Origin of the sequence: Type-D symbiont of Plautia stali (assembly GCF_001485335.1) — a bacterium.
Taxonomy (GTDB): Bacteria; Pseudomonadota; Gammaproteobacteria; order Enterobacterales; family Enterobacteriaceae; genus Pantoea; species Pantoea vagans_C.
This window is the reverse complement of the sequence record NZ_BBOC01000111.1, coordinates 1-13,495: the sequence shown is the minus strand read 5'-3', so window position 1 is coordinate 13,495 and position 13,495 is coordinate 1. Positions and strand designations below refer to the sequence as shown.

The following is a 13,495-nucleotide window of genomic DNA, read 5'->3' as shown; positions in this document are numbered from 1 at the left end:
ATTATCAGCATGTGGGGTATGGCCAGAAGAAGGTCAATCAAACAGAATATTTATATATCTACATCTCAGGTCAGAGCCATATATGTATAACTTAACATTATCTTTATAAACAAACTCTGCGTGTATTTGTTCACTGATTTTAAACCCTGCTCCTGAGTTAATCGATTGATAGGCTTGCTCTACGTCTGGTCGATCAAAACTCTCAGCAAATAAGTACTCATTTTCATATTCGATAAATACTTTAATTACACTAACATCATCTGCTTCTGCCCAACCAGATATAATAAATTCATTATGAGTACATTTGAATTCTTCAATGGTAACGCTGTAAAAACTCTCATTAGGTATTGCGGTTTCAGCCAATAAAGCAGTGTCTACTTTTTCATCTTTTGAGATATTATTATTCATTATTAATAATTTCTCTTTCATCATGATTTCAAAAATATCTACATTATCTTTAAGCCATTGCACATAACTTTTTGAAGAACTGGCAGAGTATTCATTCACCACTTTCGCTAAAACTTCAGATAAGAGATATTGGTTCCTTGGCATAAAATAATGATTAAGTGAAAACTTAATATCGTCCCTCACACGAATTAAATATTCTTCATTATCTAAAAGATTTCCACCTTGAAGGAAATCGATGCTGAGATTCTTAATGCTATTGTTAATGTCATATGCTGCATTTCCAAGAATCAGCCCCGGAGTTCCTAATATCCAAGACTCACAACTTACGGAACTGTTAATTGAAATAACAACTCTTGAGTTTTTTGTTATTGCTAAGAAGTCTTCAGACGTTGTGTCCGGATGCAAGACCAACACTTTGTCAGACAGGCTTTTAGCATGTTCAATTGCTTCAACTTCTTTAACCAAATTGAAAATTCTTCCTGGCGCACCAGGATGCCTTTTAATTATAACGTTATATCCTAGAGATATAACCTTAGGGACAACATCATCCAGGAATTCCAAAGGATTAGCATATTTTGAATGATTTAAGGTGTTCAAGTCATCAGCTAACTGGAGACAAACAACTACATAATTATCAATAAAATTGGCTTTTAATTTTATCTCTGATGTGACATTGCCTGAATATCCAATATCAGTAAGAATCAGGCTTTCACCATGTAAATTTTCAACTGAATGAGTATTCGATGGAGCTAAATAACTCTCAAGAACAGATAAGTACCCTTTGTCGGAAAAATCAGACATCCATAAATTAGTACTAATGGCATTTTCTGATTTAATTACTTTTTCAGTACAGATCGTTGCATTCCCATTGGTGCCTTGAGGGTCTATGAGAATTGTATCTTGAAAAGGTAATCTTGTTGGACCAAGTTCAAAATGAAGAGATTGGACATCAAATTTGGAACAAAATTGTTTTACTGCTCCGTTTTCTGACCAAAGAACAATGTGAGTAAATTGATACTCAGCATGAATCTTTTCAAGTAAGGACTCATAATATAATGATATTTCGCCAACACCATCAACTAAAGTGTTTCTAGACAAAATGCCATCGCCATCCCATTCATCCAAAAATGAACATATTTTCTTATGGTCTTCATTACTTGGATAAATCATTTTATTTTTAAAATCTACTAAGGCTTCTTTTTTTTCTAAATCTGTGCCAGATAATTCATGGGGGTAAATGAAATCAACGGTATGATCATCATTTACAAAATGTTCAATCATTAAATCAAGAATGTACTTGTTTGAGAAAATACGCCATTCAATACCGTCAAAATTTTCATGGGATGCAATTTTCGCGAATATATCACCAGGAGTTATAAACTCAACAAAGATGTTCCTAATTGGATGAGGTTCAACAAAAAACAGAACTTTTTTCATTATAAAAATTTCTCCTCCCAAATTTTTGCAATATTATCTGACCCAACTTTTAATAGTGTATTGCATAATTCTACTTCATAGTTTTCATGTGATATTTTTGGGATGTTTGTTAATTCATCCCACTCTTCAATGCTTTTACATTTGTACAAATATTCGGATTCAAATCTATCAATATCAGGAATTGGAGTTGCAATTACCCGGCAACCTAGTGGCATGGCTTCGAAAAACTTCAGGCCACTTTTACACTCATTAAATTGATTATTAGTCAACGGTGCTATAATATTCTCAACATTTGCTTTTATATAGGGTAGATGAGAAAACGGCACAACTTCTTTAACATGATCAATTCTATGATTAAACTTATTAAGTACGGCAGGTATTTTCAACGGCCCTAGAATAAACATTTTCTCTTTATTATTTTCTGATAAGAACTTAGCTATATATGGAGCAACCTGTTTAAAATCGTTATCGTGGCTAGCAGTTCCTGGGAAATATCCAATCTTATATTCTTTATTTTTTTTAAGCGCAAATAGTTTTCGTGATAGTTGGATGTATTCTAGTGATAGCGCATTTGAAATTACATTCACTTCTGCAGAGGGGATTACTTTCTTTAGCCTATCTGATAAAGGTGTCGTGGAGACGCTGAACTTTCTAAAAAAATTATTGGCCGCTGCATTCCTTGAAATGAAATCAGATATTGAATTGAGGTAAGGATCTCTGCTTTCTATATTAGGTATATCAATAACACTTTTAACATCAAAAATTAAATCATCATAATCTGCGATTAAGTTCTTTTTATCTTGATTCTTGAATAAAAAGCGCAGTAACGCCTCATTGTTTAATGATGGACGATGGAATACAATGGTGTCAAAATTATCTGCAACATCCAAATGATCTATGAAATAAGACAATGTAACCACCTCGGTGGTGTGGCCTCTCTCTCTCAAAGAATATGCAATATTAAAACATCTATAGCGAGTTGACGGATCCATATAAGGACGGTCGAGTTTACTTGTATTACCAACAAAAAGAATTCGCTCAGATGACATAATCCATCCTTTAAAACTTAACCAAAATAAAATAATTTCAGCAATGACAATAATATATCGTGGTTTCCACATGAAACAAACAACACTATATATTTGATGGGAAATCACAATTAACTATTAGATAGATATAATAAAAAAGGAGCCTAAATAGGCCCCTTATTATAATGCGGAAATTAGTCTAACCACTCGGTGTGGAACACACCGTCTTTATCAATACGCTTGTAGGTGTGCGCACCGAAGTAGTCACGCTGAGCCTGAATCAGGTTCGCTGGCAGAACTTCTGAGCGGTAGCTATCGTAATAAGCGATAGCAGCTGAGAAGGTTGGTGTTGGGATACCATTCTGAATTGCGTAAGAAACCACATCACGCAACGCCTGCTGGTACTCATCAGCGATGTTCTTGAAGTAAGGATCGAGCAGCAAGTTAGCGATGTCTGTATTGCTTGCGTAAGCATCGGTAATCTTCTGCAGGAACTGAGCACGGATGATACAACCAGCACGGAAGATCTTAGCGATTTCACCGTAGTGCAGATCCCAGTTGTTCTCTTCTGAAGCGGCACGCAGCTGTGAGAAGCCCTGAGCATATGAAACGATTTTGCCGAGATACAATGCGCGGCGCACCTTCTCAACAAACTCTGCTTTATCACCATTGAAAGCTTTAGCTTGTGGGCCGCTCAGTACTTTAGAGGCAGCAACACGCTGAGATTTCAGAGAAGAGAGGTAACGAGCGAATACAGATTCGGTGATCAAGGACAGCGGCTCGCCGAGATCCAGTGAGCTCTGGCTGGTCCATTTACCGGTACCTTTGTTAGCGGCCTCGTCCAGAATAACATCTACCAGATACTTACCTTCTTCATCTTTCTTGGTGAAGATATCTTTGGTGATGTCGATCAGGTAGCTGCTCAGCTCACCGTTATTCCAGTCGGTGAAGGTTTTTGCCAGTTCTTCATTGTTCAGGCCCAGCGCGCCTTTCAGCAATGCATAAGCTTCGGCGATTAACTGCATATCACCGTATTCGATGCCGTTGTGCACCATCTTCACATAGTGACCAGCACCGTTTGGACCGATGTAAGCAACACAAGCCTCGCCATCTTCAGCACGCGCAGCGATTTTGTCCAGAATTGGCGCAACCAGCTCGTACGCTTCTTTCTGGCCACCAGGCATGATTGAAGGGCCTTTCAGTGCACCCTCTTCACCGCCGGAGACACCGGTACCGATGAAGTTGAAGCCCTGGTCAGACAGTTCTTTGTTACGGCGGATGGTATCTTTATAGAAGGTGTTACCACCATCAATCAGAATGTCGCCTTTGTCCAAGTGTGGAGTCAGCGACGCGATTGTTTTATCGGTCGCTTCACCCGCCTGCACCATCAGCAGGATACGGCGTGGTTTCTCCAGGGACTCAACGAACTCTTCAACGGTATAGTAAGGGGCAAGTTTCTTGTCTTGGTTTTCAGCGATGACTTCATCAGTCTTTTCGCGAGAACGGTTGAAGATAGACACCGTGTAGCCGCGGCTCTCAATGTTAAGAGCAAGGTTACGGCCCATTACTGCCATACCGACAACACCGATTTGTTGCTTGGACATCATCTACTCCTGTCTGAAGTTACCATCACAAAATCAGATTTGTGATTGAAGTGGCAAATATGTTAACTCATCTATGCACATTTTAGGTAGTGAATGGTGCGATGATTAAACACCTAAAAATTGTGCAGGATTAGGCGTTGGTTAACAAATCACCTCTTTGAATATTCGATTTAAAATAGAGTGGTAGCACTTCTTCCGGTGTACCATCCATTTTTACCGTGCCATGTTCCAGCCAAAGAATTCTCGTACAGGTTTTTCTTAACAATTCATTACTGTGGCTGGCAAGAATGAGAATTTTAGTCGCATTGATGATGTTGGTTAATCGAGTTTCAGCTTTTTCTTTAAAGCCTTCATCCCCCACAGATAACCACTCATCCATCAGCAAAATTTCTGGAGTAAAAATTGTACTGACACTGAATCCAAGGCGCATCTGCATACCAGAAGAGTAAGTTCTTACCGGCATGTCGATAAAATCACCAAGGTCGGTGAAATCAATGATCTCTTCAATGCGTGCATCAATTTCTTTCTTTTTGAGGCCTAAAAGCGCACCACGGATGTAAATGTTTTCTCTGCCTGTAAACTCTTGATTAATACCGAGAGAAATTGATATCAATGAACCGATATCACCCTCAATGGTGGCTTGTCCGCTTGTTGGGTGGTAAACCTTACTAAACATACGTAACAACGTGGTTTTACCCGCACCGTTATGTCCAATTAAGCCGACTCTCTCGCCATCCTTAATCTCAAAATTAAGATTATTTAAGGCAGAAACAACCACTTTGCCGTCGTGCTGGCCAACTTTCCCGCCGGTAGCAAAGTTGATAAAGTTCTTTTTAATAGATCTTGCTCGAGCATCGAAAATTGGGAAGTCAATGCATACATTTTCAAATTTAATAATTGCCATTGAATTACACCCAATAAGGAACGCGATATTTAAACTTACTGGTCATTGCTATCGAAAGCGACAAACCAACTATTGCCATCACAGCAGCGATAATATAGCTGCTCATCATTGGCACCTCGCCTAGCAACGGACTGCGCACTAAATCTATAAGGTGATAAAGCGGATTAAAATTAAGCAAAACAGCCGCAGAATTATGAGAAAGCAGCTTAGGCATCCAGATAATAGGAGTGAGATAGAAGATCACTTGCATGATACTAAGCACAATTTGTGTCATGTCGCGGAAACGTGCACAAATCATTGAGAGAATCATTAACACCCAAGTCAAATTTAACAAAAGCAGCAGAAAACCCGGTATAGCCAGAATAACTGTCCAGCTTACACTCTTTTGAACCGCAAGTAATACCAATGGAAAAATAACAATATTATGGAGAAAAATTAGGAAATTCTTCCAAATTACTCGCATCACATGAACATGTAAGGGGACGGGTAGCTGCTTAATGATACCTTCGGATGAGATCAGCGCATCACAACCCTCAGAGATGCAACTCTGAATAAATGTCCAGGTTATCAGGCCTAACGTCAGGTAAGGCAGGAACTCTTTAACGTTGGTTTTAAATAGGTTGCCGAATACTAATCCCATGGTGGTAATCATCACCGCCATACTGATTGTGATCCAAAACGGCCCCATTTTAGAGCGTTTGTAACGCATGCGAATGTCTTGACCACCCATCACTTTCACGACGTGAAAGTTTTTTAATGCAGATGTGAAGTCATCCCATCCTACAGACTTTTGCTTATTCGACATTACAAAATCCCAAATTGGTATGCAAGACGGTTCAAGCCAATCAAGAATCTGTCACCACAAAGTCGTGATAACATTAATCCCATGAACTCTTCTTGTTGTGACTCATCTAGCTGGTCTCGCAATTTAATGACATCATTCATATTGCAAACACATCTAAACATCAGGTCTAACTTAATAATCGGTAAACCACAATGATGCAATGCCAAGCAATTAATGTGAATCTGCGAACCAAGAGTAAATTCATCAAGGTAGAATGAAATTAATCTCCTTTCAAACTGTTCATTGTGCTTCTTGTCGTAATAATTGTAGTTACCAAAAAACTTGACCACACCTAAGTAATCAACTGGTGGGTTTTTTACATCCTTTATGCTCTTTGGAACAACAACTGTCTCACCATTAATATTTTTACCAATACGTACAGTGTTATTCTCTTCTAATAAATACTTTTTATAATAAGAGTTAAGTATTTCATCTTTTGCAATTATACTTGTTATAGTTCTGTTTAACCACGCACTTTCCCCTTCCCTACGATAGTAGTGATAGTTCTGGAAGAAGTTCTGATCATTTTTAAATTTCTTTTCCATGAAAGAGACATCAAACAATGATTTAAAATGTTTCTCAGAACTTGCCAAACCTTTTAAAGTTTTGCTTAGTGCGAACTCACCTCGTTTAATGACTAATGGTCTAACATTTGAAAGCTTGTAGTTATTCCAAAAACTTTTAAATTTTTCTTTCCTAACAATGTCACCAATTACGGATATACAAAAAGAACCCAAATGGTGAGAGTGTGCACTGTTCTCTGTCGCACCCAGAACTTCACGGCTTGTATTAAAGAGGTTAAAGACGAAGTCAGGCAATCCTTTTTTAGAGAAGAAAACACTATCATTTATTATTAGCAAGCGTTCACATTGTTTTTCCATACCATTATCGTAAAAGTACTTCATCCCAGCTTTGTAGCTACCGAAGTCTCTCCCATAATTATCACGCTCAATATAGACGTCGACGAGTTCTTTCGGATAGTTTTCAAAATCAAGCTTTAAAGTATTAACAGCAAGAATGAATACGTTATTTTTCTTCGCTTCTTTGAGAAGTTCTAAAACATCGTTCCTGAGTAAAGTTTTTTCATATAATGCCAAAAGCATAACTTTACCGCCGGTAAAATCATTTTTTACTTTTACATCACTATACTTTTTAGTTCGAAAATCATCTCTGATGGACAAAAGACCATAGTAGATAAACACTGCAACTTTTAAAAAGAACCTTAAAATCTTAAAAATAGTTTTTTTCATATTTACACCGTCGATGGTTAGACTATTTTCCTAAATAAATTCATAACAAAAAATGCAGACGTTTCAAGGCTGCTTTGTCTGTAAAACCCACCATTAATAAAGCACTCAACGCGTCTTAAGAGACTATTCCCAAGAGCATTAAATTTCTCATAATTGAGTCTTTCTTCTACTGGCATATTATCTTTAATACAATCCAGTGCCATACAATTCATTTTGCTCCAGGTTTTAAATTCCCCAGCAAAAAGTCGATTAAACCGTGTAACCTTGGACAGCAATCCTGTGTTACTCCCAACAAGATTTTGTCCATGCTGTCTGTAAAGGATTTTTGGTTCTCGGTCATAAATGACAGTGCCATTCATTGCACTGCAGATGATGTAAAGGATCCAATCGTGAGAAACAATTTTTAAGTCGGCAGGAAGCGTTTCGAACAATTGCTTTAATCCGCGACTAAACACCATGGTATTCCCGCCTGCATAGCTTTGTAAAAGCGCATTGTTGAAGCAGAACGCTTTCATAAAGCACGGAGAATAACCAATGGATTTTCCATCTGAGTCAATCAACTTGGTACGCGAACCATATAATTTGTATTCATTCTGCGGTACTGAGTTTAACTGCATGACAGCAGATTCTAGTTTGTCATCCAACCAAATATCATCTTGATCGCAGAATGCATAAAAATCAGAATTTATATCATCACGTTGCAGCATGTTGAAAAAATTGGCTGCAAACCCTTTTCCCGGCCCTTTATGTAGTACGACTTTATTAGGATAGTTGAGCGCAAACTGCTCAATAAGTTCACAAGTGCTATCCGTCGAACCATCATCGGAAACAATCAGATTCCAGTTAGTGTACGTTTGTGAAGCAATAGACTGAAGTTGCTCTTCTAAGTATTTTTCGCCGTTGTAAGTCCCCATCAGGATACTTACTGTACCTTTATCGCTCATCATCATTAGCTACATAAAAAAGGATGAGTAAAAACCTCATCCTTAGTTTTAGGAATCAATCAAATGTTACTGCGTGTGATAATGGTGTCCCGACTTTATCTTTTGCTGAGAGAGCAGGAGTATCACCTTCAGAGATCGGCCATTGGATATTCAGATCTGAATCGTTCCACAGTAAAGAGTGTTCATGCTGCGGATTATAATAATCGGTGCATTTATACACAAATTCGGCACTATCAGAAGTCACGTAGAAACCATGAGCAAAGCCTTCTGGTACCCATAGTTGGCGCTTATTATCAGCTGAAAGATATACACCCACCCATTTACCAAATGTAGGTGAGGATTTTCTCATATCTACGGCCACATCATAAACTTCACCGGCCACGACTCGAACTAGCTTGCCTTGAGTATTTTCTGTCTGGTAATGAAGACCGCGCAGAATGCCTTTAGATGACTTTGAATGGTTGTCTTGCACGAAGGTGCGCGGGCTAACCTGTTCTTCAAATTTCTTTTGCTGCCAGGTTTCCATAAAGAAACCACGTTCATCGCCAAAAACGGAAGGCTCTAATATTTTGACGTCTGGAATTTCAGTATCAATGATTTTCATTATAGTTTTCCGTTGTATAACGCCATCAGATATTTGCCGTAATCATTTTTCAGCAGCGGTTGCGCCAGTTCTTTCAGCTTTTCGGCATCAATGAAGCCCATGCGATAAGCAATTTCTTCCGGGCACGCCACTTTCAACCCCTGGCGGGTCTCGATAGTTTGAATGAAGTTATTTGCTTCAATCAGGCTCTGATGGGTGCCAGTATCCAACCACGCATGACCACGTCCCATAATAGAAACAGACAGCTCGCCTTTTTCTAAATAGAGATTATTGATGTCGGTGATTTCCAGTTCGCCACGTGGGGAAGGCTTCAGATTCTTCGCCAGTTCAACCACGCTGTTGTCATAGAAATACAGGCCAGTCACGGCATAGTTGCTTTTCGGCTCGGTTGGTTTTTCCACCAGCGAGATGGCTTTACCGGATTTGTCGAACTCAACCACGCCATAACGCTCAGGATCATGAACGTGATAGGCAAAGACCGTAGCCCCACTCTCTTTGTTGGACGCGTCTTCAAGCTGCTTATACAGGTCATGGCCGTAGAAGATGTTATCGCCAAGAATCAGTGCACAGTTGTCTTCACCAATGAATTCTTCGCCCAGAATAAATGCCTGCGCCAAACCATCCGGGCTTTCCTGGACGATGTATTGCAGATTCAGACCCCACTGTGAACCATCACCCAGCAGGCTTTCAAAACGCGGCGTATCTTGCGGCGTACTAATAATCAGGATGTCACGGATACCTGCGAGCATTAATGTGCTCAGCGGGTAGTAGATCATCGGCTTGTCATAGATAGGCAGAAGTTGCTTACTCACTGCCATGGTCACCGGATAAAGGCGCGTTCCAGATCCGCCTGCCAGAATTATTCCTTTTTTACTTTTCACAACGTTACCCTTTGAATTTTGCAAGACCAAACATGACTCAGCTATACAGCTCATCCAACATACGAATAACACCCTGTTGCCATTCCGGCAGTGTTAATCCAAATGCGGTCGTCAGTTTTTCAGTATTGAGTCTGGAGTTAGATGGACGCTTAGCGGGCGTTGGAAACGCAGCGGTATCCACGGTATTGATTGCAGCGACTTTAAGCGGTAGGCCCTTATCGCGGACATACCCAATAACCAATTCTGCGTATGCGTGCCAGGTCGTCACACCGGAGGCAATCAGGTTATAGATGCCTGCTTTTTCTGGCTGCGCCAGAGTCGCCTTAATGGCATGTACGGTGCAGTCGGCAATCAACTCGGCACCAGTAGGTGCGCCAAACTGATCGTTAATCACGGAGAGCGCTTCTCGTTCCTGTGCCAGACGGATCATGGTTTTGGCGAAATTGTTGCCTTTTGCCGCGTAAACCCAACTGGTACGGAAGATAAGATAGTTAGGCGCATGAGCAATAATCGCCTCTTCACCCTGACGCTTAGTTCTGCCGTAAGCGTTGAGAGGTGAAGTGACATCGTCTTCACTCCACGGGCGCTCACCGCTCCCGTCGAATACATAGTCGGTGGAATAATGGACCAGCAAGGCATTCACATCGCGCGCTGCACAGGCCAGCGCTTCCACACTGAGAGCATTAATTAACTCTGCATTATGCAAGTCGCTCTCCGCTTTATCCACGGCGGTATAGGCTGCGGCGTTGACAATGACGTCGGGCTTAATGTCCCGCACCGTTTTTGCAATGCCTTCTGGATTTGTCAGATCACCACAGTGATCAGAAGAGTGGCGATCCAGGGCGACCACCTCACCCAGCGGAGCCAAAGCGCGCTGAAGTTCCCAGCCAACCTGACCATTCTTACCTAATAGCAAAATCTTCATTAGCTACGTTTCTCGTAGTTTTGTTCAATCCAGTTTTGGTATGCGCCGCTTTTGACGTGCTCAACCCATTCATGGTTGTCCAGATACCACTGAACGGTTTTACGCAGGCCCGTTTCAAAACTCTCTTGTGGTTTCCAGCCTAAATCACGTTCGATTTTAGATGCATCGATGGCGTAACGACGATCGTGGCCAGGACGGTCAGCAACATAAGTAATCTGTTCGGCATAAGGGGTGTCTTTAGGGCGCAGTTCATCCAGCAGCTCACAGACTTTATGTACCACTTCAAGGTTCTGTTTTTCGTTGTGTCCGCCGATGTTGTACGTGGTGCCAACTTTCGCCTTGCTGACGACGGTATACAACGCTCGTGCGTGGTCTTCTACGTACAACCAATCACGGATTTGGTCACCTTTACCGTAAATCGGCAGAGGCTTACCTTCCAGCGCGTTGCTGATGATTAACGGAATGAGTTTTTCCGGGAAATGGTATGGACCGTAGTTATTGGAGCAGTTGGTGACAACAATCGGCAAACCGTAGGTGCGGCCCCAGGCGCGAACTAAATGATCACTGGCGGCTTTGGTCGAAGAGTAAGGGCTGCTCGGGGCATAAGGTGTTGTTTCAGTGAACAACGGCAGCTCGCCTTCCATTTCGTCAGGATGCGGTAAATCACCGTACACTTCATCAGTTGAGATGTGGTGGAAACGAAACGCATTCTTGCGCGCTTCTGGCAGCCCCATCCAGTATTGACGGCTCGCTTCCAGTAAAGCGTAAGTCCCCACAACGTTGGTTTGTACAAACTCTGCTGGGCCGGTAATTGAGCGATCGACATGACTCTCTGCCGCCAAATGCATAATCGCATCGGGTTGATGGTCCGCTAATACCTTGGCGATGGCTACACCATCACAGATATCGACATGGCAAAAGGTATAGCGCGCATCGTCGCTGACCGTTTTCAAGGATTCAAGATTGCCTGCGTACGTCAGTTTATCAACGTTAATAACCTCATCACTGGTGTCATTGATGACGTGACGAACCACAGCTGAGCCGATAAAACCTGCACCACCAGTAATTAAAATCTTCATGACGTTGAGCTATTCCTGACATTGCGGCCGAGCCATCTCGGCCAGAGGAGAAAAAGTGTGCGACACACCCGCAATAGACAAAGCTACCGCCCTTGGGTTGCAGCTCCCAACATGCTGATGTGTGTAAAACCATCTTTAAGCATAGTGCGTTTTTTGTAATTTCAGCACTATCTGCTTGAAATAATTTTAATTCTTTAGAATTAATTAGAAAGAATTGATTATTTCGGAAGTTTAATTTTACCACCGCGGGTTAGTGAACACGACCAAAATGGACCCCGCATTCAAGTGTTGGTTCATTAATTAACCAATTGTGCTGCGGATTAATGCGAGGATCGTCTACCTGTGCTCAACCGTAGGCAATCAGAAAGTGACGAAAACCAGAAGTGAATCAAAACAGGATAAAAAAAGGCGGACATCGAGTCCGCCTTTTTAGGGAATTTACTTAAACCCTTCCGGGTTCTTACTCTGCCAGTTCCAGGTATCGCGCATCATCGCATCGATCCCGCGCGTCACGCGCCAGTCCAGCTCGGTGTTCGCCAGGCTCGCATCCGCCCAGAACGCCGGCAGGTCGCCGTCGCGGCGGGGTTTAAACTCAAACGGAATCGCTTTACCCGACGCCTTCTCAAACGCTTTGATCATCTCAAGCACCGAGAAGCCCACGCCGCCGCCCAAGTTATAGGCTTTGTAACCGGTGACCTTCGGCAGATGGTCCAGCGCTTTCAGATGACCTTCGGCCAAATCCACCACGTGGATGTAGTCGCGCTGTGCCGTGCCATCTGGCGTGTCGTAGTCATCGCCAAACACTCCCAGCTTCTCCAGACGGCCAATCGCCACCTGCGCAATGTACGGCAGCAGGTTGTTAGGAATACCGGTTGGATCTTCACCAATCTCACCCGACTCATGCGCACCCACGGGGTTGAAATAGCGCAGCGCGATGGCTTTAAAGTTCGGGTCTGCTTTAGCGAAGTCGCGCATCACGAATTCGATCATCAGCTTAGAGGTGCCATACGGACTGGTGGTGCCGCCAATTGGCGTGGTTTCCACATACGGAACCGGCGCATCGGCACCGTAAACGGTCGCTGATGAGCTGAAAATGAAGTTCCACACGCCCGCTGCGCGCATCTCTTCCAGCAGCACCACGGTGCCCGCCACGTTGTTCTCGTAATATTCCAGCGGCATACGCGTAGATTCGCCCACCGCTTTCAGCGCAGCGAAGTGGATCACCGCAGAGATATCGTTGGCAGCAAACAGATCCCGCAGGCAGGCACGATCGCGGATGTCGCCTTCGACAAATACCGCTTTCTTACCAGAGAGTTTCTCCACGCGATTAATGGCTTCGCGTGAGGCATTGCAAAGGTTATCCAGGACCACAACGTCGTCACCGCGCTCCAACAGCGCCAGCACCGTATGGGAGCCGATATACCCTGCCCCGCCCGTTACCAAAATAGCCATGTGTACTCCTTTAAACCGCGCAAGTGGCGCGGCATGAGAATGGATTATTTCGCCAGGATTTTCTGGATAGCTTCGCGGAAATCACGACCCTGCGCGTTGTTACGCAGACCGTAAGAGACGAAAGCCTGCATGTAG

General features: G+C 42.4%; 12 protein-coding genes. All 12 read right to left on the bottom strand.

What is annotated here, in order from left to right; translation table 11 throughout:
• Nucleotides 1-33 precede the first annotated feature (33 nt).
• The 12 genes from PSSD_RS23460 to galE all read right to left on the bottom strand — a co-directional run bounded on the left by PSSD_RS23460 (nt 34) and on the right by galE (nt 13,360).
• Complete coding sequence (locus PSSD_RS23460) at nt 34-1,845, bottom strand: capsular polysaccharide export protein, LipB/KpsS family (RefSeq protein WP_058973887.1); 1,812 nt, start codon at nt 1,843-1,845, stop codon at nt 34-36.
• Entirely contained in the window at nt 1,845-2,894 is a 1,050-nt protein-coding gene (locus PSSD_RS23455; protein ID WP_058973886.1) for a hypothetical protein, read from the bottom strand. Before PSSD_RS23455 ends, PSSD_RS23460 begins: the two co-directional genes overlap by 1 nt.
• 173 nt (nt 2,895-3,067) lie before the next feature.
• The gene (gnd, locus tag PSSD_RS23450) at nt 3,068-4,477 is read right to left on the bottom strand and encodes an NADP-dependent phosphogluconate dehydrogenase (protein WP_058973885.1); all 1,410 of its coding nucleotides are present in this window, start codon (nt 4,475-4,477) and stop codon (nt 3,068-3,070) included.
• A 130-nt stretch (nt 4,478-4,607) separates the two neighbouring features.
• Nucleotides 4,608-5,381 (bottom strand): ABC transporter ATP-binding protein, encoded by a 774-nt coding sequence (locus PSSD_RS23445; RefSeq protein ID WP_058973884.1) that lies wholly within the window; start codon nt 5,379-5,381, stop codon nt 4,608-4,610.
• A 4-nt stretch (nt 5,382-5,385) separates the two neighbouring features.
• Nucleotides 5,386-6,186, bottom strand: a complete 801-nt coding sequence (locus PSSD_RS23440) for an ABC transporter permease (protein WP_058973883.1) — start codon at nt 6,184-6,186, stop codon at nt 5,386-5,388.
• The gene (locus PSSD_RS23435; protein WP_058973882.1) at nt 6,186-7,475 is read right to left on the bottom strand and encodes a rhamnan synthesis F family protein; all 1,290 of its coding nucleotides are present in this window, start codon (nt 7,473-7,475) and stop codon (nt 6,186-6,188) included. The genes PSSD_RS23440 and PSSD_RS23435 overlap by 1 nt, the downstream gene beginning before the upstream one ends.
• 17 nt (nt 7,476-7,492) lie before the next feature.
• Entirely contained in the window at nt 7,493-8,422 is a 930-nt protein-coding gene (locus PSSD_RS23430) for a glycosyltransferase family 2 protein (protein WP_167347703.1), read from the bottom strand.
• Nucleotides 8,423-8,474: 52 nt separating this feature from the next.
• On the bottom strand, nt 8,475-9,023 hold the full coding sequence (gene rfbC / locus PSSD_RS23425) for a dTDP-4-dehydrorhamnose 3,5-epimerase (protein ID WP_039327824.1): 549 nt from the start codon (nt 9,021-9,023) through the stop codon (nt 8,475-8,477).
• Nucleotides 9,023-9,904, bottom strand: coding sequence for a glucose-1-phosphate thymidylyltransferase RfbA (rfbA, locus tag PSSD_RS23420; protein ID WP_058973880.1), 882 nt, complete (start codon nt 9,902-9,904; stop codon nt 9,023-9,025). Before rfbA ends, rfbC begins: the two co-directional genes overlap by 1 nt.
• Nucleotides 9,905-9,941: 37 nt before the next feature.
• Nucleotides 9,942-10,829: a dTDP-4-dehydrorhamnose reductase gene (gene rfbD, locus PSSD_RS23415; protein ID WP_058973879.1), complete on the bottom strand. Its 888-nt coding sequence runs from the start codon at nt 10,827-10,829 to the stop codon at nt 9,942-9,944.
• A complete protein-coding gene (rfbB, locus tag PSSD_RS23410; RefSeq protein WP_039327818.1) occupies nt 10,829-11,908 on the bottom strand; it encodes a dTDP-glucose 4,6-dehydratase in 1,080 nt (359 codons plus the stop codon). Before rfbB ends, rfbD begins: the two co-directional genes overlap by 1 nt.
• Nucleotides 11,909-12,346: 438 nt before the next feature.
• Nucleotides 12,347-13,360, bottom strand: coding sequence for a UDP-glucose 4-epimerase GalE (gene galE, locus PSSD_RS23405; RefSeq protein ID WP_058973878.1), 1,014 nt, complete (start codon nt 13,358-13,360; stop codon nt 12,347-12,349).
• Between the last annotated feature and the right edge of the window lie 135 nt (nt 13,361-13,495).

Excerpts from the sequence above, each read along its gene's own strand:
- rfbB (WP_039327818.1), bottom strand. The coding sequence starts at position 11,908 with ATGAAGATTTTAATTACTGGTGGTGCAGGTTTTATCGGCTCAGCTGTG.
- PSSD_RS23430 (WP_167347703.1), bottom strand. The coding sequence starts at position 8,422 with ATGATGAGCGATAAAGGTACAGTAAGTATCCTGATGGGGACTTACAAC.
- PSSD_RS23455 (WP_058973886.1), bottom strand. The coding sequence starts at position 2,894 with ATGTCATCTGAGCGAATTCTTTTTGTTGGTAATACAAGTAAACTCGAC.
- PSSD_RS23440 (WP_058973883.1), bottom strand. The coding sequence starts at position 6,186 with ATGTCGAATAAGCAAAAGTCTGTAGGATGGGATGACTTCACATCTGCA.
- PSSD_RS23460 (WP_058973887.1), bottom strand. The coding sequence starts at position 1,845 with ATGAAAAAAGTTCTGTTTTTTGTTGAACCTCATCCAATTAGGAACATC.
- gnd (WP_058973885.1), bottom strand. The coding sequence starts at position 4,477 with ATGTCCAAGCAACAAATCGGTGTTGTCGGTATGGCAGTAATGGGCCGT.
- rfbC (WP_039327824.1), bottom strand. The coding sequence starts at position 9,023 with ATGAAAATCATTGATACTGAAATTCCAGACGTCAAAATATTAGAGCCT.
- rfbD (WP_058973879.1), bottom strand. The coding sequence starts at position 10,829 with ATGAAGATTTTGCTATTAGGTAAGAATGGTCAGGTTGGCTGGGAACTT.
- PSSD_RS23435 (WP_058973882.1), bottom strand. The coding sequence starts at position 7,475 with ATGAAAAAAACTATTTTTAAGATTTTAAGGTTCTTTTTAAAAGTTGCA.
- galE (WP_058973878.1), bottom strand. The coding sequence starts at position 13,360 with ATGGCTATTTTGGTAACGGGCGGGGCAGGGTATATCGGCTCCCATACG.
- PSSD_RS23445 (WP_058973884.1), bottom strand. The coding sequence starts at position 5,381 with ATGGCAATTATTAAATTTGAAAATGTATGCATTGACTTCCCAATTTTC.